Annotated in this window: 23 protein-coding genes; 11 read left to right on the forward strand and 12 right to left on the reverse strand. The window is 66.1% G+C overall.

What is annotated here, in order from left to right; genetic code table 11:
• Positions 1-115: 115 nt before the first annotated feature.
• Positions 116-976: an SDR family oxidoreductase gene (locus ACX80X_RS10715; RefSeq protein ID WP_252599374.1), complete on the reverse strand. Its 861-nt coding sequence runs from the start codon at positions 974-976 to the stop codon at positions 116-118.
• 4 nt (positions 977-980) lie between these two features.
• Positions 981-1,895 (reverse strand): MSMEG_6728 family protein, encoded by a 915-nt coding sequence (locus ACX80X_RS10720; protein ID WP_252599372.1) that lies wholly within the window; start codon positions 1,893-1,895, stop codon positions 981-983.
• A gap of 189 nt (positions 1,896-2,084) precedes the next feature.
• On the opposite strand from ACX80X_RS10720, the gene ACX80X_RS10725 reads away from it, so the two are divergent.
• Complete coding sequence (locus tag ACX80X_RS10725; RefSeq protein ID WP_252599370.1) at positions 2,085-2,687, forward strand: hypothetical protein; 603 nt, start codon at positions 2,085-2,087, stop codon at positions 2,685-2,687.
• A 198-nt stretch (positions 2,688-2,885) separates the two neighbouring features.
• On the opposite strand, the gene ACX80X_RS10730 is transcribed toward ACX80X_RS10725, so the two are convergent.
• Positions 2,886-3,533 carry a LysM peptidoglycan-binding domain-containing protein gene (locus ACX80X_RS10730; RefSeq protein ID WP_252599368.1) on the reverse strand — a complete coding sequence of 216 codons (648 nt, stop codon included), beginning with the start codon at positions 3,531-3,533 and terminating at the stop codon, positions 2,886-2,888.
• Between the two features lie 193 nt (positions 3,534-3,726).
• Positions 3,727-6,348 carry an excinuclease ABC subunit UvrA gene (locus tag ACX80X_RS10735; protein WP_252599367.1) on the reverse strand — a complete coding sequence of 874 codons (2,622 nt, stop codon included), beginning with the start codon at positions 6,346-6,348 and terminating at the stop codon, positions 3,727-3,729.
• A gap of 108 nt (positions 6,349-6,456) precedes the next feature.
• Here ACX80X_RS10735 and ACX80X_RS10740 point away from each other — a divergent pair, with 108 nt between their 5' ends.
• From ACX80X_RS10740 to ACX80X_RS10755, 4 genes are all read left to right on the forward strand, one after another.
• Entirely contained in the window at positions 6,457-7,500 is a 1,044-nt protein-coding gene (locus ACX80X_RS10740; RefSeq protein WP_374209876.1) for an adenosine deaminase, read from the forward strand.
• A gap of 241 nt (positions 7,501-7,741) precedes the next feature.
• Positions 7,742-8,635, forward strand: a complete 894-nt coding sequence (locus ACX80X_RS10745; protein ID WP_252599363.1) for a pullulanase X25 domain-containing protein — start codon at positions 7,742-7,744, stop codon at positions 8,633-8,635.
• Positions 8,636-8,793: 158 nt separating this feature from the next.
• Entirely contained in the window at positions 8,794-9,339 is a 546-nt protein-coding gene (locus ACX80X_RS10750; protein WP_248762204.1) for a YceI family protein, read from the forward strand.
• Positions 9,340-9,398: 59 nt separating this feature from the next.
• Entirely contained in the window at positions 9,399-9,704 is a 306-nt protein-coding gene (locus tag ACX80X_RS10755; protein WP_374209875.1) for an acylphosphatase, read from the forward strand.
• A gap of 90 nt (positions 9,705-9,794) precedes the next feature.
• On the opposite strand, the gene ACX80X_RS10760 is transcribed toward ACX80X_RS10755, so the two are convergent.
• From ACX80X_RS10760 to ACX80X_RS10770, 3 genes are all read right to left on the reverse strand, one after another.
• Positions 9,795-11,018, reverse strand: coding sequence for an MFS transporter (locus tag ACX80X_RS10760; protein ID WP_252599360.1), 1,224 nt, complete (start codon positions 11,016-11,018; stop codon positions 9,795-9,797).
• A 41-nt stretch (positions 11,019-11,059) separates the two neighbouring features.
• The gene (locus ACX80X_RS10765) at positions 11,060-14,791 is read right to left on the reverse strand and encodes a TM0106 family RecB-like putative nuclease (RefSeq protein ID WP_459311953.1); all 3,732 of its coding nucleotides are present in this window, start codon (positions 14,789-14,791) and stop codon (positions 11,060-11,062) included.
• A gap of 90 nt (positions 14,792-14,881) precedes the next feature.
• On the reverse strand, positions 14,882-16,078 hold the full coding sequence (locus tag ACX80X_RS10770) for a TerC family protein (protein WP_252599359.1): 1,197 nt from the start codon (positions 16,076-16,078) through the stop codon (positions 14,882-14,884).
• A gap of 138 nt (positions 16,079-16,216) precedes the next feature.
• Between ACX80X_RS10770 and ACX80X_RS10775 the strand changes: the two genes are divergently transcribed.
• A complete protein-coding gene (locus ACX80X_RS10775) occupies positions 16,217-18,520 on the forward strand; it encodes an FdhF/YdeP family oxidoreductase (protein ID WP_459311955.1) in 2,304 nt (767 codons plus the stop codon).
• Between the two features lie 15 nt (positions 18,521-18,535).
• On the opposite strand, the gene ACX80X_RS10780 is transcribed toward ACX80X_RS10775, so the two are convergent.
• On the reverse strand, positions 18,536-18,865 hold the full coding sequence (locus ACX80X_RS10780; protein ID WP_248762200.1) for a DUF6457 domain-containing protein: 330 nt from the start codon (positions 18,863-18,865) through the stop codon (positions 18,536-18,538).
• Positions 18,866-19,077: 212 nt separating this feature from the next.
• Between ACX80X_RS10780 and ACX80X_RS10785 the strand changes: the two genes are divergently transcribed.
• From ACX80X_RS10785 to ACX80X_RS10795, 3 genes are all read left to right on the forward strand, one after another.
• The gene (locus ACX80X_RS10785) at positions 19,078-20,268 is read left to right on the forward strand and encodes a serine hydrolase domain-containing protein (RefSeq protein ID WP_459311957.1); all 1,191 of its coding nucleotides are present in this window, start codon (positions 19,078-19,080) and stop codon (positions 20,266-20,268) included.
• A gap of 67 nt (positions 20,269-20,335) precedes the next feature.
• Positions 20,336-20,689 carry a GNAT family N-acetyltransferase gene (locus tag ACX80X_RS10790; RefSeq protein ID WP_459311959.1) on the forward strand — a complete coding sequence of 118 codons (354 nt, stop codon included), beginning with the start codon at positions 20,336-20,338 and terminating at the stop codon, positions 20,687-20,689.
• 94 nt (positions 20,690-20,783) lie between these two features.
• A complete protein-coding gene (locus tag ACX80X_RS10795; RefSeq protein WP_104062412.1) occupies positions 20,784-20,999 on the forward strand; it encodes a hypothetical protein in 216 nt (71 codons plus the stop codon).
• A gap of 77 nt (positions 21,000-21,076) precedes the next feature.
• Here the strand turns inward: ACX80X_RS10795 and ACX80X_RS10800 are convergent, their stop codons facing one another.
• Positions 21,077-22,261 carry a metallophosphoesterase family protein gene (locus ACX80X_RS10800; RefSeq protein WP_252608831.1) on the reverse strand — a complete coding sequence of 395 codons (1,185 nt, stop codon included), beginning with the start codon at positions 22,259-22,261 and terminating at the stop codon, positions 21,077-21,079.
• A gap of 144 nt (positions 22,262-22,405) precedes the next feature.
• Here ACX80X_RS10800 and ACX80X_RS10805 point away from each other — a divergent pair, with 144 nt between their 5' ends.
• Positions 22,406-22,873: an SRPBCC family protein gene (locus ACX80X_RS10805; RefSeq protein ID WP_252599339.1), complete on the forward strand. Its 468-nt coding sequence runs from the start codon at positions 22,406-22,408 to the stop codon at positions 22,871-22,873.
• Positions 22,874-22,906: 33 nt separating this feature from the next.
• Here the strand turns inward: ACX80X_RS10805 and ACX80X_RS10810 are convergent, their stop codons facing one another.
• Positions 22,907-23,278 carry a mycothiol transferase gene (locus tag ACX80X_RS10810; protein ID WP_308216164.1) on the reverse strand — a complete coding sequence of 124 codons (372 nt, stop codon included), beginning with the start codon at positions 23,276-23,278 and terminating at the stop codon, positions 22,907-22,909.
• A 38-nt stretch (positions 23,279-23,316) separates the two neighbouring features.
• Between ACX80X_RS10810 and ACX80X_RS10815 the strand changes: the two genes are divergently transcribed.
• Positions 23,317-23,640: a hypothetical protein gene (locus ACX80X_RS10815; RefSeq protein ID WP_104062533.1), complete on the forward strand. Its 324-nt coding sequence runs from the start codon at positions 23,317-23,319 to the stop codon at positions 23,638-23,640.
• Positions 23,641-23,705: 65 nt separating this feature from the next.
• Here ACX80X_RS10815 and ACX80X_RS10820 read toward each other — a convergent pair whose 3' ends face one another.
• The gene (locus ACX80X_RS10820; protein ID WP_141139649.1) at positions 23,706-24,023 is read right to left on the reverse strand and encodes a hypothetical protein; all 318 of its coding nucleotides are present in this window, start codon (positions 24,021-24,023) and stop codon (positions 23,706-23,708) included.
• 178 nt (positions 24,024-24,201) lie between these two features.
• The gene (locus ACX80X_RS10825; protein WP_459311962.1) at positions 24,202-25,359 is read right to left on the reverse strand and encodes a glutamate--cysteine ligase; all 1,158 of its coding nucleotides are present in this window, start codon (positions 25,357-25,359) and stop codon (positions 24,202-24,204) included.
• Positions 25,360-25,582 lie beyond the last annotated feature (223 nt).

Consider the following 25,582-nt stretch of genomic DNA (forward strand, 5'->3'; position numbering starts at 1 on the left):
ACCCCGAAGGACGCCCAAACACCCAGACAGCGGCCGGCGCCGCAGGGGCCGCAAGTGTACGCTCGCGCCCGGCCTCAGGTGTTGGCTCGCCATGGTGGGCAGATAGGCGGCTGGCTTAGGGGTGGCGGACTGCGGTGCGCGCCAGAACTGCCCGGTAACCTTCCCGGAACGTCGGGTAGGTGAACTCAAGCCCGGTTCCGCGGAGCAGCGTATTCCTGCAGCGTTTGTTGCCGCCGCGGGCCTCGCCGGCGGGTCCGACGGGCGGTTCCGGATACCCTATTTCCAAAGCCAGGAACCGCAGTACGTCCCCAAGTTCAGCGGGAGAGTTGTCCACGCCGACATATACCGGCGCAGGCATAGCTTCCATGGTGGCCAAATGCACTATCGCCGCAGCGGCGTCGTCCCGGTGGATCCGGTTGGTAAAGCGCTGCTCGTCGGGAATCACGGCAGTCCCGTTACGGACCTGATCAATCAACCGGGTCCGGCCCGGACCGTAAATCCCGCCCAGCCGCAGCACAACGGGCGAAGTACCAGTGCCGCGCAACCGCGACACCAGGAGTTCCTCCGCCTCGAGGAGGACACGTCCGGAGAAACCGCCAGGTGCCGCCGTCGTACTCTCATCAACCCAGCCACCGGCAGCGTCGCCGTAGACAGCGGTGGAGGACACAAAGAGCACCCGGCGCGGCGTCACGCCGTCGCGTTTCAAGGCGTCCAGAACGTGCGCCAGCCCGTCCACATAGGCGGCACGGTAGGCCGCTTCCGTGGGTGAGTCAGCCGCAACGGCCACGACGACGGCGGCCGTGTCCGCCGGGACAGCGGGCAGATCCGCAGAGCCAAGGTCGGCCGCCACGCCTTCGATCGCAGAGGGCAGTTTTTCGGGCGAACGACGCCAGCCCACCACCCGATGACCTGCCGCGGCGAAGCGCAGGCCCGCTTCGGTGCCAAGATCGCCGCAGCCGGCCAGGAGGATGGTCACGGACTCAGGGAGCGGGAACCGGGAAGAACACCCGGGGGTCCTGCAAGAGGGCCGGGTAATCGAACGCGGACCGGTCGATCACCTCGGTGACGCTGAAGGTGCGGCCGAAGCGGCCGTCGGCGAGCGTGATAGGACGGCCCAGCACCTGCCCAACGGCGAACTTGCTGCCGTCCTCAAACGAAACCGCGACAGTCGTCTTGCCGGGGAGGGTGGCGAACGCTTCCTCCTGCGCCTGGCGCTTCCGGGTCGGCTTCTTCACGAGCTGCTTGGGCGGCAGCTTGCGCGGCTGCTTGGACGGGCGGCGGGAGCCGTCGTCGACATAAACGGGGGAGTAGCCGTCCTCAGCGGCGGAGGGCGCAACAGCGCCGCCGCGGCGGATCGGCGGCAGTGCCACGGTATCCAGCGTCTGGGGATCGATCTCGGCGTGCGGGTCGCGGAGGATCCAGAGGATGTCGCCCTCGGGTTCTGCCGGATAGAACTCGTGCTTGGGCTCCGGCCAAATGAAGTCCAGGTCCAGATCGGCGTCCGGGAACACAGCCTTGTAGAACTTTGGTTCCTTGCGGAGCAGCTTCGCGCGGTGGCTCAGGTGGAAATCAGGGTTTCCGAGCCACTCCGGCAGCGGGATCTTGGCCGCGTAGTCCGGGTGCGCGGCCTGGGGCGCGAACTCGGTGATGTTGGCGCGCGTGTTGTCTGCATGGCCGCGGTTGGTCCATTCGTCCACCATCGCCAGGCCGTACATGGTGAGCGCCGGAACGTGGCCCATCCACATGCGGACGGCGGGGTGGTCCAGCCAGCCGTACTCGGGAATCACCAGAGCCCGGAGGGTCTGCAGCGCCTCGACACGCTGCTTGCCAAGCCTGGCGGTGTCCAGTGCTGCGGCGCTCTGCCGGAAATCGGGATACGGAAGGAAGGTTTGCATCCCTTCAGTCTGACGGCATGCGGCGGATGTTCCAATTGCAGTGCCCGGCGCCACACGCGAGGAACCGGTGGTAGGGCCCCTTGATCGTGACGGAGCGGCGGAATATTTCACATAGTGGACCGATACATACAGCGGGAGCTGCTAACCACTAAGATCACCGAAACGCCCCACCGTCCCGGAAGCCCTCTCATGACAATTTCACCTGAAGTGACCGCCGGTTCAACGCAGCTGTTTGTGCCCAAGTTTGGGCAGATGCTTGATCCGGAGGCCAAGGGCATCCTGGTCCTTGATGAATTTACCCTTGATCCGGCCGCGGCGCGCCACGAGCAGCACGGCTTTCGTGCGGCCATGGCCTCAGTGGCCCTGACCCTTCGCCGGATCGTCGCGCTGCGGATCGTGATTGCGCTCGTGGCGATCGGCAACCTGCCCCTGTTCCTGATGTCCAGCGGCTGGTGGATCTACGCTGTCTCCCTCGCGTTGGTGATCGGTGTGCACCTTGCCGTCTCCTTGCTCAACAAGCACGAGCCCAAAGTGCGCCAGCGCCAGATGCTGGAACTTCACCTGCACCGCGAGAAGAGCGCCAACTACCGCAAGGTCCGCGACGCCGTGAAGTACATGATCGACACCCCCAGCCGCATGAACGAGCACCTCTACCTTGAACTGCTGGCGGCCAAGCGTGTGGCATTGAACCTCGCCCACGGCACGGTGGCACTGCTGGATACCACCGACGACGCCGCGTGGAAGGTTCGCATCGTCCGCGAGATTCCGGCCGCGGTCAAGGCAGCAGCCTAAGCACGAAGGATCGCGGACGGTAGGAAGATCAGGTCCCTGCCGGCCATTCAGAACACAACAACGGACGACGCCGGAGCTCCCCAGCGAGGGGCGCTCCGGCGTCGTTGTTTCCCGGGGGTGTTGCTGCCGGGCCTTTGTTGTTTCCGTGGGCCGTCGTTCTTGGGGAAAGGGGCGGATCCCGCGGAAAGTGTTGAAGCTTTAGGCGGGAAGCTGGAGGACCTGCCCGGAGAACACGAGGTCCGGGTTGGCAATTATGTCAAGGTTGGCGTCCGCCAGGCTCTGCCAGCCGCCCTCAACGCCAAGCTTGTCGGCGACGGTGCTCAGGGTGTCGCCGGGCTCAAGCGTGTAGGTCTCGCCACTCAGTTCCACGGGCGCGGCGTGCTGCGGAGCCGTCACGGCATCCGTCGCGGCAGGCACCGCTGGCACGCTCTCCACAGGCACCTGGACTGGCACGCTCTGGACCGGTGCACTCTGGGGAGCCACCGCCGTCGTACCCCCTCCGCCGCTCAGGCCAAGCTCCGCGGCGCAGGACGGCCACGCTCCCCAGCCCTGCGATGCCTGGACCTGTTCGGCCACGGCGATCTGCTGCTCGCGGCTGGCGTCGGCTGCGGAACCGGTTCCGCCGTAGGCAGCCCACGTGCTGGCGCTGAACTGCAGGCCGCCCGAGTAGCCGTTGCCGGTATTTGTGGCCCAGTTCCCGCCGCTTTCACACTGCGCCAGTGAATCCCAGGTTGTGCCGTCGGTGGCCGCGTTTGCTGCGGTGACGGAGAGTGCAAGGCCGGCTGCGGAAATGGCAGCGACGGCTACTCCACGGCGTGCGGCAGTACGAATGGTGGTGTTGTTCATGGTGTGATGCTCCTGAAGGCCACCAGCGCTCGGTCCGTCCCCGGAGGTTATTGCGCCACTGCCCGCCCCTGACGATATAGAGGTCAATTTTCGGTGTCTGCCGGCCGGGCAGTTCTGGTGGAGGCAGCACCGGGCATTCATGTCGCCCGCTTGGCGGGCTTGTATTTCACGCTAGGACATCGCCGGTCCGTTATCAAACCGAGATGATTTCTGGTGGTCCGCTGGTAACCGGCTGGGGAAGTGCCGCGGCCAGGTACGGTGCGGTGCGGCTGGCGGTGGAACCCGCGACGTCGGCGGCGGTTCCGGCGGCGACAATCCGGCCGCCGGCGTCACCGCCCGAGGGGCCCAGGTCAATGACCCAGTCCGCCGCCGCCACAACGGCCATTTCGTGTTCCACCACCACCACGGTGTTGCCGCTGTCCACCAGGCCATGGAGCTGGGCCATCAGCAGTTCAACGTCGGAGGGGTGGAGCCCGGTGGTTGGCTCGTCCAGGAGGTAGAGGGTATGTCCCCGCTGGGCACGCTGAAGCTCGGTGGCCAGCTTGATGCGCTGGGCCTCGCCGCCGGAAAGCTCCGTGGCGGGCTGGCCCAGCCGGAGGTAGCCCAGGCCCACATCCCCGAGGCTCTTCAGGCTGCGGGCCGCGGCCGGAATGTCGGCCAGGAATCCGGTGGCCGCATCCACCGTCAGGCGCAGCACTTCCGCCACATTCTTGCCCCGGTAGGTCACCTCCAAGGTCTCGGGGTTGTAGCGGGACCCGTCGCACTCAGGGCACGGCCCGTAGCTGCCCGGGAGGAAGAGCAGTTCAACCGCCACAAAGCCTTCGCCCTGGCAGGTTTCGCAGCGGCCTCCGGCCACGTTGAAGGAGAACCGCCCGGCGCCGAACCCGCGTGCCCTGGCCTGCTCCGTGGCCGCGAATTCCTTGCGCACCGCATCGAACAGGCCTGTGTAGGTGGCGAGGTTGGAGCGGGGGGTTCGCCCGATAGGTTTCTGGTCCACCGTGACCAGCCTGTCGATCCGTTCCGCGCCACTGACCGGTCCCACAGACAACGCCGTGGCCGGGCCCGCATCATCATCAGGTTCGGCCAGCTGCGGAGCCTGGTGATTCTTCAGCCCGGATCCCACAACTTCCCCGAGGACATGCGTCACCAGGGTGGACTTGCCGGAGCCGGACACCCCTGTCACTGCCGTCAGAACGCCCAGCGGGAACCGCGCATCCAGGTCCTTGAGGTTGTGCCGGCTAATCCCCGCGAGCTCCAGCCATCCGTCGGGCTCCCGGACCTGGCCTGCACGAGGCGTTGTGCCTGCACGAGGTGGCTCGCCGCCGTCGGGCCCGCTGGACCCGCCGCCGCGCGCCCCGCCGTCGTCGAACAGGAAGGGCCGGGTGACCGACTCCTCGATGGCCGCGAGCCCGGCAACCGGACCGCTGTAGAGCACCTCGCCGCCACCTTCCCCGGCGCGGGGACCTACGTCCACCAGCCAGTCGGCCCGGCGGACCACGTCCATATTGTGTTCCACCACGAACACCGAGTTACCGGAGGCCTTGAGCTGGTCCAGTACCGCCAGGAGCGGTTCGGCGTCGGCCGGGTGGAGGCCGGCGGACGGTTCATCGAGCACATAGATCACGCCGAACAGCCCGGACCGGAGCTGGGTGGCGATCCGGAGCCGCTGCATTTCGCCGGGGGAGAGGGTGGGGGTGGCACGGCCCAGCGCCAGGTATCCGAGGCCCAGATCCAGGAGAACGGTGATGCGCTGCAGGAGGTCGGCGGTGATGGCCACGGCCACCTCGTTTTCCTCGCCGGAGGACTGCCGGCGTGACGCGGTTCCGGCTTCCTTGAGCCCGGCGGTTGGGCGGATGATTTCGGCCAGCTCGGCCATCGGTGCGGCATTGAGGTCGGCTATGTTCCGGCCGGCGAAGGACACCGCAAGGGCTTCGGGCCGGAGTCCGGTGCCGCTGCAGCGCGGGCAGGGGCCGGACTCCATAAACGCCAGGACGCGCTCGCGCATGGCGGCGCTCTGGGAGTCCGCCAGGGTGTGCAGGACATAGCTTTTGGCGCTCCAGAAGCGGCCCTTGTACGGCTTGGCCACGCGGTCCCGCTCGGGCGTGACTTCCACGACGGGCTGTTCGTCCGTGAACAGAATCCAGTCGCGCTGCTTCCTGGGCAGCTTCCGCCAGGGCACGTCCACGTCGTAGCCCAGGTGGCTGAGGATGTCCCGGAGGTTCTTGCCCTGCCAGGCGCCGGGCCACGCCGCGATGGCACCTTCCCGGATGGTCAACGCGGGGTCCGGGACCAGGGATTCCTCGCTGACGGTGTGCGCGATCCCCAGTCCGTGGCATTCAGTGCAGGCGCCGGCCGCTGTATTCGGCGAAAACGCGTCGGAGTCCAGCTGACCGGCGCCGACCGGGTAGGTGCCCGCCCGCGAAAACAGCATGCGGAGCGAATTGGAGAGCGTGGTCACGGTGCCCACGGTGGAACGGCTGCTGGGGGCGCCGCGTCGCTGTTGAAGGGCGACGGCGGGCGGCAGCCCGGAGATCATCTCCACCTTGGGATTATGGCCCTGCTGGATGAGGCGGCGTGCGTACGGCGCCACGGATTCGAAGTAACGGCGCTGCGCTTCGGCGTAGATGGTGCCGAAAGCCAGTGACGACTTTCCCGAGCCGGAGACCCCCGTGAAAGCCACGATGGAGTCGCGGGGTACATCCACGTCCACGTTTCGCAGGTTGTTCTCCCGCGCGCCCCGGACACGGACGAAGCCGTCCGCCAGATGGCGGGGAGTGGGAAGGGAAAGATCGTCAGCCTGTTTAGGGTTCCGCATTGATCCGACTCTAGCCGCGAACCGGCCGGCGGGCGATATCCTGACCCGATGGACAACAACCGGGACACCGCCGCCGATCCGCTGCCACAGACGGGACCAGGCACGGAAATGCCTGAGACGGAACTTCCAGGGACGGAAGCTTCGGAGACGAATCTGCCCGAGACCGAAGCGGCGCAGCTGGTGCCTTTGGCGGAACTGCACCTGCACATTGAGGGCACACTGCAGCCGGAGCTGATCCTCGAACTGGCCGAACGCAACGGCATCACCCTCCCGTACTCAGGCCTGGAGGAGCTCCGGGGACTGTACGAGTTCACAGACCTGCAGTCCTTCCTGGACCTGTACTACGCCAACATGGCGGTGCTGCAGACCGAGCGGGACTTCGCCGATATGACCCGCGCCTACCTCGCCCGCGCCGCCGCCGCGGGGGTCCGGCACGCGGAGATCATGATGGATCCGCAGGCCCACCTGTCCCGCGGCGTCAGCCTGGAAACCTGCGTCAAAGGGGTGGCGTCGGCGCTGGCCACCTCCCAGGAGGACTTCGGCATGTCCACCCTGCTGATTGCCGCATTCCTGCGGGACCAGTCCGAGGAATCCGCGCTGGAGGTCCTGGACGGACTGCTGGCCATGAATGCCCCCATCGCGGCCATCGGCCTGGACTCGGCCGAGGTGGGCTACCCGCCGGCCAAGTTTGAGCGGCTGTTCGCCAAAGCCCGCGAAGCGGGCCTGCGGCTGACCGCGCACGCAGGCGAGGAGGGGCCGCCGTCGTACATTATCGAAGCGCTGGACGTCCTGGGAGTGGAACGGATTGACCACGGCATCCGCTGCATGGAGGACCCCGACCTGGTGGAACGGCTCGTGGAGGACCGGATTCCGCTGACTGTCTGCCCGCTCTCGAACGTGCGGCTGCGTGCCGTGGACACCCTGGCGGACCATCCGTTGCCGGCCATGCTCGCCGCCGGGCTCAACGTCTCCGTGAACTCCGACGATCCGGCGTACTTCGGTGGGTACGTAGACGACAACTTCTCCCAGCTGAAGGCCGTTTTTGACCTTTCGGACTTCGACAGGGCACGGCTCGCGGCCAATTCCATCCATTCGTCGTTCGCCTCCGAGGAGCGCAAAGCGGAGCTTCTGGACGAGCTGAACGGCGGGTAGCTCCGCGGGGTTCCGGCTCGCTACACTAGTGCCCGAGCGCGTCCGGGAAGAGCCCGGCGATACTCGGGATTTGCGCTCCAGGGTTGAGTAAACAGCCCCGTAGCCGAGACTCCTGCCTCAGTTCTGCTGTAATCCGCGTCATAGTCGGTCACGACACGCAGAGTTAACCAATTCAAGTCGCGCGATTTAACAGGGTCTTGGCAGGATGCCTAGTGACAGATCGCATTACGCAAGGGGAATCATGGCCAAGTCCATCGCAGATAACACCGACCTCCGACTCAAGACCGTGCTGCACGTCCTGACGGAAGGCGTATGGTCCGGCGGTTCACTCAATGCCGGCGAGGTTCTGGCGGAAGCCACCGCCCGCGTGCCGTTCAGTGATCACGAGGCCACGCTGCTCAGCGGTGGCATTCCGCGTGGACACAAGACGCTCACGTCCGCCACGGCCAAGCTGGTGAAGGCCGGCTGGCTGGTCAAGGGCCGTTCCGGCTGGACCATCACCGATGACGGCATGCGCGCCACGGTCGCCTTCCCCGATGCGGATTCCTTCGCCACAGCGCTCGACGCCGGCACTCCGGTTCCTGCCGACGTCGCCATTCCGCCGGCGCCGGCACCGGCAGTCAAGGCGGCTCCCGCCAAGAAGGCCCCGGCAAAGCGGACGCCCGCTAAGAAGGCCGCCGACGCTGTCGGGAAGGCCGCGAAGGCCATTGAGGACGCCATCGAGGACGCCGTAGAGCCCGTGGTCAAGGCCGTCCGCTCGCGCAAGGCAGCGCCCAAAACTGTAGCTAAGGCTGGGACCAAGGTAACGGCAGAAGCGCCTGCTGTGGAGACTTTCCCGCAGCCCGAGGCCGCTGCGGTTGCCGGCGACTTCAACACCATCCTGGGCGCGCCGGAAAACTGGGCCCCGCAGTACGACGAGGCCCAGCTGACGCTCGATGCCCTGGACCAGCTGTGGAAGATCAGCGCCGACCTGCCCGCCGGCTCGTACACCTTCAAGATCGCCCTGAACCGGTCGTGGGACGAGAACTACGGCGCGTTCGGCACGTTCGATGGCCCCAACCACGAACTGCACCACGACGGCGGCACGGTCACCATCCGCTACGACCACCGCACGCGGGACATCACCATCAACTGACCGGACCCGCCCCCGCCTGCTGAGTTTTCGTCCAGATAACGGCATCTGGGGGCGGATTTTGGGTCGGTATCTGGACAAAAACTCCGGAGTGAAGCAGTGTGGAAACCGGTCGTCCTGGCCGGTTTCCACAGCACTGTTCCCACAAAGGAGATGCAAAAGTGACCCTACCTTCAGGCCTTACCTCGGGCGTCTGGACGCTGGACATGTCGCACAGCGAGATTGGCTTCACTGTCCGGCATGCGGGCATCAGCAAGGTCCGGGGACGTTTCACGGACGCCTCGGCCGAAGCCCGCGTTGGCGCATCCCTCGCCGACGCTTCGCTTCACGCCACGGTCAAAACGGCCAGCTTCGATTCCGGCGACGCCAACCGCGACGGACACGTCAAGGGCGCGGACTTCTTCGATGTGGAGGAGTACCCCGAGATGACGTTCCGGGCCACCTCGGTGGAGGGCGACGGCGAGGATTACACTCTCACGGGCGATCTCACCATCCGCGGAATCACGAAGCCGGTGGAGCTGGAGGTCGAGTTCACCGGGGTAGCCGTGGACCCCTTTGGTGCCACCCGCGCAGGATTCTCCGCGGAGTGCGAAATCAGCCGCAAGGAGTTTGGCCTGACCTGGAATGCTGCCCTGGAAGCCGGCGGCCTGCTGGTCAGCGACAAGGTCAAGATCAACGTCGAAGCTGCGCTGGTTAAGCAGTCCTGACGGCCATGAGGTTTTCCGGGCGACGGGATGACTCCAGCCGGGACATCCCAGGCCGGGACATCCCTGGCCGGGATAATCTGCGCCGGGATAACGGCGATATCCGGCTCTCTGCCCGCGTCTTTGGCGTGGTGCAGGGGGTCGGATTCCGTTTCTGGACGATGGGCAAGGCCGACGAACTGGCCCTCAAGGGTGTGGTGAGGAACCTCGACGACGGCTCGGTGTCCATCGTGGCTGAGGGGCCGGAGCAGCAGATCCAAAAGCTCCTGGACTGGCTGAGGTCGGAGAACGCACCCGGCCGGGTGGAACGCGTGGAGGAGTCAATCTCCGCGGCCGACGGATCGTTCCGGGATTTCAGGGCCCGCTGAGAGGGCCCCGCTGACTGGTTCCGCCGAGAAGGCCCGCGCGGGAGCGGGCTATGTGGAAGTTGGTGACGTTCTTTCGGCGCCGTCTGGAGACTATGGGGACGTTGCTTCGGCCAAAGTGGCCTGGCGTTCTTTCGGCCCCGGCGGATAGGCGTGCCGCCGTCCGGCAAGGATCAGCACAAACGCGACGACGGCGGGGATTGCGGCGGCGGTCGGGATCAGGAGCGGCCCCGCGATGGTGAGGGCGGCGGCGCCGAACATCGCGCCGATCATGATCCCGATCTGGATGGTCAGCACCGTCAGCCCGTTGGCGGCGTCCCTATACTCGCCACCGGCCCGGAGGATGGCCGACTGGTTGTAAATCCCCATCGCGCCGATGCCCGTGCCCCAGACCAACATCAGGACCAGCGTGACCGGCAGCGCCAAGGCCGGCAGGACGCTTCCCACCAGCGGGAGCAAGGCCACGGACACTACAACGCCGGCGACAGTGATCAGGAGCCAGCGTCGCGGCCGGGAATCCACGGTGATGCCAGCGATCCAGATGCCCACCAGCCCGGCAACACCGAGAACACTGATGGACAGCGGGATGCTGAAGTCAGGCAGCCGAACCTCGCGCAAGAACGGCGCAATGTAGGTGAACAAGGCGAAATGGGCCATAAGCATCAGCGGCCAGCCAACGGCGACAGTCTTCACTCCCGGCTGGCCGATCGCCTTGCGGATGGATGGGTGCGGAGCATCGGGGATGCGCCGCACTGGGGGAAGCAGCCACACGGCAAGGAGCGCCAGCACCACCCCGGAGGCGGCCAGGACCAGGAACGCCGCGCGCCAGCCGACGATGTTGCCCAGGGCGGTGCCCACCGGGGCGCCGATGGCCAGTCCCAGGCTGTTGCCGCTGAACACGATGGCCAGTGCCTTGCCCACTTTGTGGGCGGGGACGATCCGCGTCACAAACGGGGCCATGGCAGACCACAGCAGGCCGTGCGCGATGCCGCCCACCACGCGTGAGCCCATGGCCGCGCCGAAATCGGAGACGATGGCCACCAAGGCGTTGCTGGCCGCGAAGAACAGGATCAGCGCGATGAGCAGGTAGTGGCGCGGGACCCGCGACAGCAGCAGCGATAAAGGGATCACGGTGACCACGATGATGGCCGCATAACCGGCCGTCAGGTACCCGGCGGTCGCCTCGGAGACCCGGAAGTCGGCGCTGATCTGGGGCAGCAGACCGGAGGGAAGGAGTTCAGTGGTGATGGCGGTGAAGCCGATGGCGGCAAGGACTATCAGGGCGCCGACAGGCAGCCTGTTGCTCTGGGAGGTCACGCCACGAACTTACCTTGATTCAGCGGTGAGAACACGGTTTCTCAGAGTGTTGCGCGGCTGTGAGTAAGAACACTGTGGATACCCGCGCTGAGGCCGATGAAAGCGCCAAGTTCCTCAAGCAGCGCCGGTTTGGCCGGCATGTAATTCGTGAGCTCGGGGGAGCGGATGATCACGGCCCGCCACTGGCCCCGCGACACTGCCACGTTGATCCGGTTCCGGTTCAGCAGGAATTCGGCCCCGCGGGGAGCCTCGGCAACTGCGGAGCAGGCCATGGACACCAGGACCACCGGCGCCTCCTGGCCCTGGAACTTGTCCACCGTGCCCACCCGGACACCCGGCAGCCCGGCGTCGTGCAGGGCCTGCCGGATCAGCTGGACCTGGGCGTTGTAGGCGGCCACCACCAGGATGTCTTCCGGGTTCAGCGGCCTGGCCGGCTTGTCGTCGCCGGGAAGCCATTTCAGCCCGATGTGCCGCTGGGCCTGACTGACCACCTCGGCAGCTTCCTCGGCGGAGGACTTGGTGTTCCCGCTGTGGTCCACAAAGACTGTTTCCACCCCGGCCGGCAGTTCCGCGAGGCTGCGGAGGGATGCCGCAGGCGCAGCCTCGAGTTTTCCGTCGTAGCTGAGGACGGACACGGCCCGGCACAGGTCCGGGTGCATGCGCCAACTGTCCGCCAGGAAGTAGCCCAGTTCGCCGGGGAGGGTGGCGTGCCCGGCAGCGAGCCAGCCCAGGGCGGACTCGTCCACGGGCTCCGGGTGCGAGCCCTGCGTAACCTGCGGCAGCTGCTGCGGGTCACCGAGGAGCAGGAGCCGCGTGGCCGCGCGGGCCACGGCCAGGGTGTTGGCCAGCGAGAACTGGCCGGCCTCATCAATGACCAGCAGGTCCAAGGATCCAGCGGGGACGGACCTGCCTGTCATGGTCCAGGCGGTGCCGCCCACCAGGCAGCCGCCGGGGGAGGCGAGCAGCGCGGCGACGTCGTCGTCGGACGTGCGGTGCCACAGCACGGGATGCGGGGCGGCCAGCTTCTTCGCCACCCGCGCCGGATCCACACCGGCGGTTTCGATCGCGGTGCACAGCATGTTCTCCACCACTGCGTGGGACTGCCCCACCACCCCGATCTTCCAGCCCTGGTCCACCAGCCGGGCAATGACATGCGAGCCGACGTAGGTCTTGCCCGTCCCGGGAGGGCCCTGCACGGCAAGGTACGAATGATCGAGGTCCAGCAGCGTTGCGGTGATCGCCGTGACGTAGTCCGCTGCATCGGCCGCGTCCTTGCCGACGGCGGCGGGACCCGGCATCGAATGGAAGCGCGGCGGCACCTTGCACAGGATGTCGACGCCGGGGTGTTCCGGAAGGACGGGGACCGAGGCGCCGACACTCTGGGCCAGCTCGGCCAGGGCGGCTTCGATGCTGGCGGTGCGGATGGGCTGGTCCTCGGTGAGCGCCACCGGAATATGCGGGTAGGCGGGGACCTTTCCTGTTTCCCGCTCTTCGATGGTGATCATGGTCTGGCCGGCCACCCGCGGGTGGTCCTCCACAGCGGTCACCAGCGTGCCAAAGGTGAAGCCGCGGCCCGTGGGGGTTCCCAGCGGATCATCCAGGCCATCAGGGACCGGGGAATCGTAGAGCCGGCACCAGGTGCTCCCGGGTTTGAACTCCGACCCTTCGCTCATGACTCCGGTCAGCCTCAGCGTGCGGGTGCGCATCCGGGCCGTGGGCTTTGCGAGCTCCCAGTCGGTCAGTATTTCCGCGGTATCCACCACAAACACGTTGCGGTCCTCAGACCAGTGGTCGATCTCGGACTCGGTGCGGTCGAAGTGTTCCCACCAGAACTGCTTGCGCTCGCGGCGGTGGTATCCGGTAGCTGCCGCCACCATGGCGATGGCCCGTTCGTCGTTGGTCCACGGCCGGTTGTCCGGGAGGCCGGCCAGGTAGGCCTGCAGGCGGCGTTCCTCCGGTGTTGGTTCGGGTTCCGGAATTGGTGGCGGGGCAGCAACGGCGGACGACGACGGCGCCGGCCGCCCGCCGTCGTCGGCTGTTCCGGTTGACGCCGCGAGTGAGGCAGACGTCCCGCGCAGACCCAGCAGCCAGTCGCGGAGGCGGAGGGTGGAGAGGCAGTCGTACTCGTTGTAGTCGGAGATGGATGCCAGGATGTGGGCGGCCGTGGCGGCGTCGCCGTCGTCCCGGGCGGCGCAGTAACCGGCATACGCCACCACGGACGCTCCGGCGTCCTTGACGTCCCCGGAGCGGAGGTTGCTGCCCATGTACAGGGGCTCGAGCTTCTTGATGGAGTAGGAGGGCTCGGAGATCCGCAGCGAATGCCGGGCGGTGGCATAGAGGTCCACAAGAAGGCCGTCGCGGAGCCAGTTGTCCACGATGTCCTCGCCGGCGAGGTGCGTGACGGACAGGTTCCGCAGCGCCGATTTCTCGTAGGCGGCGTAGTGGTAGACGTGCATGTCCGGATACCTGGCGCGGCGCTCGTCGACATAGCCGAGGAAGTCAAGGAAGGCCTGCCGCTCCTCGTTGCGTGAATGCGCCCAGAAGGGCCGGAACACGGGCTCGTCGGCGGCGTGGGCGTCAGCAGCGTCATCGTCAAACACAGGCGCCTCGATGACGCCGAACAGGTACTCCAGCCCCCACTTGCTGGTGGCGGGGTCCTGCCAGAGGGGATCGCCCTCGAAGTCGAAGAAGATGTCTCCGGGGCTGGGTCGCGGGATTGCCGCCAGGGCGTTCTCCGGCAGCACCTTGAACGTGACGGTGTGCTCCTCGCCGTCCTTGGCGAAGGTGCGGGAACCGTCCGGAAGGTCCCGGCCCAGCTGCATCCTGGCCTGGTCGCGGAGCCGGGCCACCGAGCCGGTGGCCTTGCTGAGCGGGAGATCCGCCAGAGCGTCGATGGTGGTGATGTGATCGGCGATGAGTTTCTTCCGCCGGAGGGTGGTCATGCCGCCCACCATCAGGAGGTCGCGGTGGGACTGGACCTGCTCGGCGCAGTAGTTGCACCGCCCGCAGAACGCGACGCCGGGCTGTTGCCACTGCACCGCCGAACCGGCCTCGCGGTGGGCGGCGGTCAGGGTGCGGAAGCGGTCGCGGCGCTCGCGGAAGACCGGCAGCAGGTCCGGCAGGGAGTGGTGGCTGCGGACGTAATCGCTGTCCAGCACGGCGCCCAGCACCAGCGTGACCCGGGGCGATGGGTCCAGACCCATGCCGATGAGCTGGTCGCCGTAGGCGGCGAGCTGCAGGAGCGCGCCCACCTTGGCGTGCCGTGCCAGCTTGGTGTCCCACACCTCGTAGCGTCCAGGATTGCCGGTGCCGGCTGCCTCGTTGACGATGAAGTCGGCGTAGCCCAGGAATTCTCCGTCGAAAAAAGTTGCCTGAAAGACGACATCGGCCCCTGCGCGGAGCGCGAGTTCCGTTTCAGCGTGCTTGGCCAGCAGCTCGCCGCGCGTGTTTTCCCCGCGCTCGATCGAGTACACCCCGGCCCCGCGGCTGGCGTCCCAAGCGCCGTACTGCGCGATCAGGCCGGCCAGGACCTTGGCCTCGTGCTTGTCACCGAGCGCCCCGGCACGGCGCTGCATTTCGTCGTCGGGAAACTGCGCCTTGGGGGACCGGCCCAGTTTCTCGTCCAGGATGCGGAGCGTGCGGTACTCACATTCGCTGGCGGCCACCAGATCGCTGGCGGAAAACACCAGGTCCTGCGGCGCGCTGGGGCGGGGATCAGCGAGGCGCGGATCAACAGTACCGGGATCAGCGCTGGCTGGATCGAGCAGAAACACGGGGCCTCCCCATTGACGTGCCTGGCCGGAGGGCAGTTCCCCTGGCGCTTGTTTGAATCTAGCAAGAGGGGCTGACAATAAGGCCCCCGGCTAGTCCTGTGCTGCCCGCACCTGCGCGTCGTCGTGCTCGGTGTGGGCTTTGCGGAGGAGGTCCATGAATTCGGTTTCGTTGCGGATAAGCCGTTTGTACTTCTCCGGCAGGCTGCGGATCTGGTCTTCCTCCCGGACCATCCGGGCGAAGAGCTTGTCCCGCTCCGCCATGTCCGTTTCGTAGTTGAGGTCCAGGTATTCGGTGGCGTGCCGTTTGGCGCCGGAAACCGCGTTCTTGGCCTTGCCCTTGGGGCTGAAGATCGAGGCCAGGACGGTGACCGCCAGGACGCCCAGGATCACGGTCAGGGACACGCCGGTGCTGACTTCGATGACGTTGACGTGCTCGCCGTCGTTGATGAACGGCAGGTTGTTCTCGTGCAGGGCATGCAGGATGAGCTTGACGCCGATGAAGCCGAGGATGGCGGCGAGACCGTAGGCAAGGAAGATCAGCCGGTCCAGCAGTCCGTCGATCAGGAAGAAGAGCTGGCGCAGGCCCATGAGCGAGAACGCGGTGGCCGTGAAGACGATGAAGACGTTCTGCGTGAGGCCGAAGATGGCGGGGATGGAGTCCAGTGCAAACAGGATGTCGGTGCCGCCAATGGCAACCATCACCAGGAGCATCGGGGTGAGGACGCGCTTGCCGTTCTCATGGGTGAAGAGTTTGTCGCCATCGTAATGGGCCGACGCCGGGAGGTACTTTTTGGCGAGCCTGACCACCAAACCTTCGGAGTCGTCGTCGTGATTGTCCGGCTTGAGCAGGTTCCCCGCGGTGATCAGCAGGATCAGGCCGAAGATGTAGAACACCCACGCGAAGCTGTTGATCAAAGCGGCGCCAAGGAAAATGAACGCCGTCCGGGCGATCAGCGAAAACACGATGCCGAAGAGCAGCACCTTCTGCTGGTCCGCACGGGGGACCTTGAAGCTGGCCATGATGATCAGGAACACAAAGAGGTTGTCCACGGACAGTGCCTTCTCCGTGATGTACCCGGCAAAGTACTCGGTGCCCATAGTGGTGCCGCCGAACAACAGCACGCCCAGGCCAAAGAGGAGGGCGATCCCCACATAGATGGAGGACCAGATGGCCGATTCCTTGAGGGTGGGGGTGTGGGCCTTACGGACATGGAAGAAGAAATCGAAAGCCAGCAGGCCCACAATTCCCGCGATGGTCAGGGTCCAGACAAAGGGAGGGACGTCCATCAGTCCACCCTACCTAGGCGTTTGCCGTTAGTCCTGCTTGACTTGGATGACCCCCTCAATAAGGGTGGACTGGGACCGTCACACCGCGCTGAAAACCGGTGCGCTGCCGATGTGAGCTTGAACCAAGGAGAGTGCAACGTGGCACGCAAGAACCCGCACGTAGAAGAGGCCAACGAGGCTGACATCGAGGTCAGCGGCCACCCCAAGACGTGGGCCGCCGGCGTCCCGGGCGTCTACCACTCGTTGGAGCCGGCCGTGCAGCACATGGGCCTGGTCAGGACCGGGAAAACCCTGCTTGCCCTGAACCAGAAGGACGGTTTCGACTGCATGAGCTGCGCGTGGCCGGACCCGGGGCACCGCAAGACGTTCGAGTTCTGCGAAAACGGCGCCAAGGCTGTCACCTGGGAGGCCACTCCGGTGGTGATCGGCTCCGAATTCTGGGCCGAGAACCCGGTCAGTGAGCTGCGGCAGCGGTCCGAGTACTGGCTGGGGATGCAGGGGCGCCTCACCGAGCCTGTCCACAAGCCAGCGGGGGAGGACCACTACCGGCCGGTCAGCTGGGAGCAGGCGTTCACCATCGTCGCCGAGAAGCTTAAAGGGCTGTCGAGCCCGGACCAGACCGCCTTCTACACCAGCGGCCGGACCTCCAACGAGGCCGCGTTCCTCTACCAGCTGTTTGTCCGGGCCTACGGGACCAACAACCTGCCGGACTGCTCCAACATGTGCCACGAGTCCTCTGGCTGGGCCATGGGCCAGACCATCGGCATCGGCAAGGCCACCATCTCCTACGATGACTTCGCCAAGGCGGACCTGATCATCGTGATGGGCCAGAACCCGGGCACCAACCACCCGCGGATGCTGACCGCCTTGGAGGAAGCCAAGGAGGCGGGAGCCAGCATTGTGGCCGTGAATCCGCTGCCGGAAGCGGGCCTGATGCGCTACAAGAACCCGCAGAAGGTCAAGGGGATCATTGGCCGTGGCACGGAGATCGCCGACCAGTTCCTGCAGGTCCGCATCGGCGGGGACATGGCCCTGCTCCAGGCCGTCTCCAAGCGGGTCCTGGACGCCGAAGCTGCGAATCCGGGCACGGTGCTGGACCACGCGTTCCTCGCCGAACACTGCCAAGGTCTGGAGGAGCTTCGCGAGCACCTTTCCCAGCTGGACGAGGCTGCCGTGCTGGCGGCCACTGGCCTGCGGACCGAGGATATCGACGAACTCGCAGACCGTTATCTCAGGGCGGAGAAGGTGATCATCACCTGGGCCATGGGCATCACCCAGCACAAGAAGGGTGTGGCCACCATCAAGGAGATCATCAACCTTCTGCTGCTCCGGGGCAATATCGGCAAGCCCGGCGCCGGTGCCTCTCCCATCCGCGGCCACAGCAACGTCCAGGGCGACCGCACCATGGGCATCTGGGAGCAGATGCCGCCGGCATTCTTGGACGCCCTCGGCAAGGAATTCAGCTTTGAACCGCCGCGCGAACACGGCGTCGACGCCGTCGAAACCATCAGGCAAATGCGCGACGGCGGCATCAAGGTTTTCGTGGCCATGGGCGGTAACTTCGTGGGAGCCATTTCGGACACCCACGCGGCGTTCGCGGCGATGGAGAACACCGAGCTCTCGGTCCAGATTTCCACCAAACTCAACCGCTCGCACACGGTCACCGGCGCCGAGGCGCTGATCCTGCCCACGATGGGCCGCACGGAGATTGACATGCAGGAATCGGGTCCGCAGTTTGTGTCCGTGGAGGACACGGTCTGCGCCGTGCATGCCTCACACGGGACGGTGGAGCCGGTGGCGCCTGGCCTGCTGTCCGAAGTGGCCATCGTCAGCAGGCTGGCCCAAAAAGTGGTGGGTGACTCCGTGCAGGCGGACTGGGCCGGGTTCGAGAAGAACTACGACCTCATCCGGGACCACATCTCGCACGTGGTCAGCGGCTGCGAGGACTACAACCGGAAGATCCGGCAGGACGGCGGTTTTGTGCTCCCGAACGGGCCACGGGATTCGCGGACGTTCACCACCCCGACGGGCAAGGCCATGCTCACCGTAAACGAGCTCGAACATATGGAGCGGCCGGCCGGAACGCTGATCCTGCAGAGCATGCGCTCGCACGACCAGTTCAACACCACGATCTATGGCAACAACGACCGCTACCGGGGCATCAAGAAGGGCCGCGAAGTGGTGTTTGTCAGCCCTGGGGACCTCGCCGAACTGGGACTCAGCGACGGGCAGCACGTGGATATCCACGGCGTGTACCAGGACAACGTGGAGCGGGTGCTGCGGAACTTCCGGGTGGTCTCCTACCCCACGGCGGCCGGCTGCGCGGCAGCCTACTACCCTGAGGCCAACGTGCTGGTGCCGCTGGACAGCGTGGCCGAGGGCAGCCAGACGCCGGCGTCGAAGGCAGTCATCGTCAGGCTGGAGCCCGTAGCCGGTGGTTGAGCCTGTCGAAACCCCCTACTGACCGGTGTCCGCCCAGCCCCCAGCCGCCGGGCCGCCGTCGTGCCCGTCCTCGCACAGCCGGAAGGCGACGTCGGCCGCCTGGGTGACTGCCGCCGTCGACTTTTCCTTGGATCCGGCGCTGCCGTTGCCGGCGGCGAGCCCTGCGGCGTACCCCACCAGGAACGTGGTGACCGGTGCAGCCGCATGGATCACCGAGCCGGCAGACTTCCTGGCCAGATCAAGGAGGAGTTCCTGATCCACCTCCAGGTCCAGGATCTGCAGTGCCTGCGCCAGTCGCTGGGTCCACTGGTCCAGGACCTGGGCTTCGTTCTCGTCAACAGTCATGTTCGCTCCTAGGTTGCCGGTTCGCTGCTGGTGGGCGGCAGGGGGAGTCCTTGCCCATTGCCCACGACACTACAAGGCCTGGGCGGCTGCGTCACCGGGCTGCGGCAGCGTCCTTGACACTCCGTTTTGCCCTGAGGAACATCGAAGGTGCCGGGGCAGCTGGCGGTCTCTTTGGAGTTCAGTTGCTGACCGGCCCCGTGAAGGGACGTGGGATGCAGGCAGCCGTTCATTGTTTCAGCTCCTCCGGCCTTGCGGTCGCCGTGGCAGCGGCCGCGCTGGTGGCCTCGCTCGCAGGCTGCACCAGCGCCCCGGATCCGCCAGATCAGCAGTCCCCGACTGTTCAATCCACGACGACGGCGTCCGCCACTGCCCCGGCGCCGCGGGCTTTTGTGGGAGTGCTGGAAAAGTACAGCGCGGACACGCGCGCAGGGGGAGCGACGGCCGTCATCATCCAGCTGAAGTCAAGGCTGGGCGAATGGTCCTCGGCCGAAGGCGTCCGCAGCCTTGAAACCCAGGAACCCGTGCAGTTGAGCGACCAGACCCATATCGGCGACATCACCACCACCATGGTGGCGGTGTCCGTCATGAAGCTGGTGGAGGAAGGAAAAGTCCAGCTGGATGACCCTATCCAGAAGTACCTGCCGGACTTCGAGAACATCATCAAGCCGCCTGGACCCATCACCATTCGCAGCCTCCTCAGCCACCGGTCCGGTATGCCCGACTATTGGGTATCGCCCATCCATATAGGTGACGGGCCCTTCACCCATGAACAACGTGTGTCGTTCGTTGCGGGCATGCCTTGGACCGGCGGATCGGGCAGCCTGTACAGCTACTCCGCCACGAATTATTCGGCGTTAGCCCTCCTCGTCGAGAAGCTGCGGGGCAAGGACATCGGAGCGGTCATTCACGACGACAACGTGGTGCCCTTGGCGCTGCAGGACACGCTGATGACGGGGGAGGAGCCGGGCCCGCAGCGGATGCTCCACGGCTACACCCGGACGGAGACCGGCGAGCTGGAGGACAAGGCTCTAGTTCCATTCCACAACGGTTCCCCCGATACCGGGATGATTTCCACCATCCCGGAACTCAACACCTATTTCGCTGCCCTGCAGAAAGGGACGCTGCTGACGCTCCAAAGCGTGCAGGAGATGCATCATTTAAAGTACGAAACGTTCGGCCTTGGCCTCGTCAGGCAGTACGACGAGTGCTCCAACAATGACTATTTCGGCCATATCGGCGTGGTGCGGGGATACGCGGCACTCGCGCTTATCAGCGCAGACGGGTCCCGGCAGGTGGCCATGGCGGTGGCCCGTGAACCCGTCCCGGACCCGGTTGGTTTCGAAGACTGGCGGTCGCTCGAGATGGCCGAAGCAGCCGTGAACGCGCTCAACCTTGCCTGTTAGCGGGAGACGAAATAAGGGCGGGGGTACCGAGGTTAGGCTGTACAGGAAGCCGAACCGAGGAGATCCCGTGCACGATGTCACCATCCGCCACAACTCGGAGCGCCAGCGCTTCGAAGTGCTGACCGGCGGGAACGTCATTGGTAAAGCCGTGTACAAGGAGTACGACGGCGGCGGCTCACCGCAGCGGATTTTCTACCACACGGTGATCAATGAGGAATACGGCGGCCAGGGACTTGCGGGCAAGCTCGCCAAGGTGGCGCTCAATGAAACGGTTGACGAGGGCCGCGCCATCGTCCCGGTCTGCCCTTTCATCAAGAAGTACCTTCGCAAGCACCCGGATTATGCGGCGGCCGCGGTGGCCATCACGCCGGCGCACCTGGAGTTCCTGAACACTGCCTTGGCTCCGCGGGCCCGGGCGTAGCGGTCAGTTGCCGGCTGCGCTCAGCCGAGCCGGGCGTTGCGGACTAGGAAAAGTGCACGGGTTGCGATGCCGCCGCCGGGCTTATCGTGGAGGTATGGACTCGCCAAAGGTGCAGCTGTACCTGGATATCACCGCTAAAGGCCTGTGCCTGCTGGGCGTCGCGCTGATGATCTTCGGCCAGGGTGGATGGTTCTACGTGGGCGTCGCCACCGTGGTCCTGGGCGTGCTGTTCATCGGCGCCTCGCTGATGGCCACCCGCAACCTGCGGCACAGGGGATGGGACGGCAGAAACCGGCCAACAGCCGGATAGCCCGCCCCACCCCCTCGCCCGCCAGTCCCGCCGGAGCCACACGGAGCGGCACCCAGTCCTCGCCGACGGTAGCGTCCCTAGGCCTGGGCCGGGTCCAGTGGCCGGGGAGCGATCGGCTGGTCGTTGGCCGTCAGGTCGATGCCCATGTCCTTGGCGAAGACCAGCCGGGTGTCCTTGTAGATTCCGGGGTGGTTCTCATCCAGCTCAAAGACCCGGGCGCCGCGCAGGCGATTCCGTTCAGCGCCGGGGAGCCCATAGGCGCCGAATCCGGTTCCGGGGGCGTAGCCGAGCTGCACCCCGTAGTAGTTGCCCACGTAGGTATTGACGTGATCGTGGCCCACAAAGTAGCCGAGCACATCCCCGCGTTCCAGGAAGGCGCTGAACAGGCCGGAGTTGATGGGGCCGGGGCACTCGTCCTCGTTCCGTTCGCCGACGATGTTGTGCTTCGTGCGGGCCCGGGTGTGATCGGCGTCCGTCCGCGAGTCGAGGCTGGCGAACCACATGTTGCGGTGCTCGTGGAGCGCAATGTGGCCCCACATGAGGGAGGGGACCTTCTTGCCGTACTTCTGCTCGGTGGCGATGGACAGGCTGCGGTACCAGGTGACCTGGTCCATGCGTACCCAGTCCCAGTCGGGGTAGCCTTCGAAGTCCTGTCCATTGATGGCGTCCGGGGCATATCGGCCGGTGTCGATGAGCCACAGGCCGAAGGCCGGCTCCTTGGACTTGGCCGACTGCACGAGCAGCAGCGAGTTCGACGTCCCGGTGAGCCCCGGCGTGGAGTCGCCGTTCATGTTGAATTCGTAGGTCTGCAGAAACTGCAGCATTTTGGCCTCGGTCATGCCCGTCCGTGCCACGGAATCTTCGTCGTGGTTGCCGAACGTGACGGCCCAGGGGATCTGCCGGTGCTCCATGGGCTGGACCACGTGGTTGAGTGCCTGCTTGACCTCCAGCTCAGAGTCGCAGCCGCCGTTGATCACATCGCCGTTGATCACCACGAAGTCCGGCTTCTCCGCGTCCAGGGTCTTGTCCATGAGCTCGATGGTGCGGCGGTCCGTTTGCTCGTCGTCCTGGGTGTCGTTGAACTGGATCACTTTGAAGCCGCCGTCTGGGCGGAATGCGAGGGTGGGCTTGGGTGCCTTCGCTCCCGGTGCCGCGTAGCTTCCGGCTGCTGCGGCCACTGTCAGTCCCAGCGCGCCAAGGGTTCCGGCGGCGGCCAGCGCGGCCCGCCGGCTGAGGGTGGGCTGGTGGATTCCGGTGGTCATCGATGCCTCTTTCACTGATGCGGCCGTACCTCCGGCCGTCGATCCTGCGACAGTACGCAAGACAGGTATCGGGTTCCGGAACACTTGGTGAACGCCACATGCGGGACTCGCTGAATATCGGCTCCCTCCACCTACGATTGCGGCATGTCAACTTACGAAGTCACTCGCAGCGCCCTTATTCCTGCCCCTGCGGAACACGTGTTTCCGCTGGTCAACAGCTTCCTGGAGTGGACCAAATGGTCGCCCTGGGAGAACGTGGACCGGGAACTCAACCGCTCGTATTCGGGCAGTGACGCCGGTGTGGGGGCCAAGTATGCCTGGAGCGGCAACCGCAAAGCAGGCAGCGGAAACATGGAGATCGTCGAGTCGGATGCTCCCCGGAGTATCAAGGTCCGCCTTGAGTTCACAAAGCCGTTCAAGGCTGTGAATCCCACCACGTTTACGTTCACACCGGCCGACGGCGGGACCCAGGTCACGTGGCGGATGACCGGCGAGAACAAGGGGCTCGCGAAGATTTTCGCCATGATCGTGAACATGGACAAGATGGTCGGCGGCGACTTCGAGCGCGGGCTGGCCGCCCTCTCGGCCGCCGCGACGGTCAACAAGGCTTGACCCGGCGCTGCTGACGCCGGCGCTTGCCCGGCGTCAGCCGTTGAGGATCTGCTCGCGCAGAATATCGGCGTGCCCGCAATGCTGGGCGAACTCCCGCAGCACATGCAGGTACACCCAATGCAGCGGGAGCGGGCCGCGGCGGTTGCCGCGCAGCACGTCGTCGAGCTCCAACAACGACGTCGCCTCGCGCGATGCCTCGCAAGCCTCCCGGTGCGCGCGACGGACGCTGGCGATGGTGTCCTGGTCCGTGAGGATGAACGACTCGTCAGGTGTTGGGCGCGCACGGGCTGGCGGATGGCGTTCTCGGCGAACGCGGCTGAAGGAGCAGACATCCCCGAAGTATTGCAGGCAGGGGTCGCGGGCAATGCGCCGCTCGCTGGGGAAGGCCCGACGTCGGCCGCTCACCCATGGTGATCGCCGCGCCGCGCGCCTATGGTGAAGTCATGTCTGATTCCTTTTCGTCCTTCGTGGACACCTTCAAAAACATTGGCGTCACCAAGGCCTATGGCCCGGCCGTCCAGGTGGGCGGGGAAGAAATCATCCCGGTTGCACTGGTGTCCTTCGGGTTCGGGGGAGGCGGCGAAGCCGGTGACGGTGCCTCCGGCGGGGGTGGCGGCGGAATGGTGCTGCCGCTGGGTGTGTACCGGACCGTCGGCGGCCGCGCGGCGTTTCGCCCCAACACAGTGGTCACCCTGATGTGCCTGGTCCCGGTGATCCTGGCCGCCGGCGCAGCTGGGGCCCGGGCTATCCGCGCCGCGCGGTCCTAGCCGTACTGCCCGGTCAGAAGCCTGCCCCGCAGCCTGCCCAGAAGCCCGCCTGACCGGAGGGGCGACTAGCCGGAGACTCTGCGGTCGCGCGCCTGGCGTGCCAGCCGGATGAATCCATAGACGAAGACGGCCTCGATCAGCACCATCAGCCCGAGCAGCAGCCACTGCCCCTGCGCGATGAAGACCACCGCGCCGGTGAGGACCAGCATGGTTCCCAGCGCCAGCGCGTACACGGCGAAGCCGAGGGCCACTTTGGCGCTGCGCACACCCGTCCGGAAGCCAAAGCCCACCGGTTCGCCGCCGGGATAGCCGGCCACACGGTCCGGGACTGCGGGCTTGAGCCTGTCGAATTCCGCCCAGGGATCCGGGTCCTGATTGCTCATGCTTCCATTATCCCGCGGTTCCCGGCCCACTTGCGGCCGACGGATTCTGCTCAATCATTCGACGGCGGCATGCGGGCCGCCCCGGAAATCCAGCCCTGCCGACAGGGTGGGAGTGGATGATTGAGCAGAATCCGACGCGAGGCCCAGGCGCGCGGGGTTGCTCGATCAGGTCTGGTGGCTAAACCACCTGGTTGGGGACCAGAAGTGACAGGTTAACCGGGGTGAGCGGCTCGTAGATGGCGGGTTCCTGGTGGGTAACCACGACGGCGTCGCTCACCACGTCTGCCAGCCGGCCGTGGCGCGCGTAGGCCTGCCGCTGCAGCCTGGCGCCGGTTCCGTTGGCGAAGATCCGGTGCAGGGATTCCTCGACGTAGGCTGCATCGCCCGCCTCGACCAAGGCGTCGCGGACATGGTGGTGGAGCGCGGCGATGACATTGCGCGCGGACTCCGGCTTGTGGGTCAGCGGGTGGAGCAGTTCGCCCTGGATTCCCCACCGGCTGGCCAGCCAGGCCCCCTGGCGCAGGATGATGGCCGGAACCATGTCCGGCTCCTGGCCGGATTTCCATTCCCGGGCAGCGGTCTCCACCAGGCCCCGCACCAGGGCGGCGATCAGGACGGTGTCGCGGGGATCGAGGCAAACATCGGAGACCCGGATCTCCACGGTGGGGTGGCGGGCGGAGAGGCGGGCGTCAAAATCAGGGTTGTTGACTACGCCCGTGGCAGCCAGGTCCGCCACGCGCTGGTGGTAGGCCTGCGCCGAGCCGAAGATTTCCGTCGGCCCGGCCGAGGACCAGCGATTCCAGGCCTGCGTGCGGAAGCTTGCATAGCCGCTGTCAGCGCCGTCCCAGAACGGTGAATTGGAGCTTAACGCCATCAGCGGCGGCAGCCAGGACCTGATCCGGTCCAGGATTGCGACGCCTTCCTCATCGGAGTCGACGGAGACATGGATGTGGCATCCGCAGGTCAGCTGCTCACGGGCTGTCAGGGCGAACTTTTCCAGCAGCGCGTCATAGCGGGGGTTGCTGGTGGAATGGGGTGTCACTGCCAACGGGGACGTGGCAAGCGCGGCGATTCTGGCGCCGACTTTCCGGGCAAGCGAGTCCGCGTAGGCGCGGCCTGACAGGATTTCGGCGGAGAGTCCGCTCAGGGTGCTGTGCGGGTGGGTGATCACTTCGAGCTGTTCCTGGTGAAGCTCGACGGCGAGCGCCGGGTGCGTGGAAAGGTCCGCCGGTTCGCCCGGGTCCTGGAGGCGCAGCAGGTCTGCTGCCAGGGGCAGGGGACTGCCGTTGGAGGGATCAACGATCAGGAATTCTTCTTCAACACCAAAAGTACGCACTAGCTAAGTGTGCGGCAACAACAGCGGCCCCGGATGCCATACTTGTTCCCGGCATCCGTGGGGCCTCCGGGAGGGACGCTCGAAGCGGTAGAAATCCCCTATATCCGCGAGTGCCCTTTCAGTTCCATAATGGCCACATAGGCTTCGGGGATCCTCTCGCTGATGATGGCTGGCGCGGCGCAGGAGAGTCCCAGGTGGCCGCTCCGGCACTTGGCGTAACGGG

Source organism: Pseudarthrobacter sp. MDT3-1 (genome assembly GCF_054510755.1).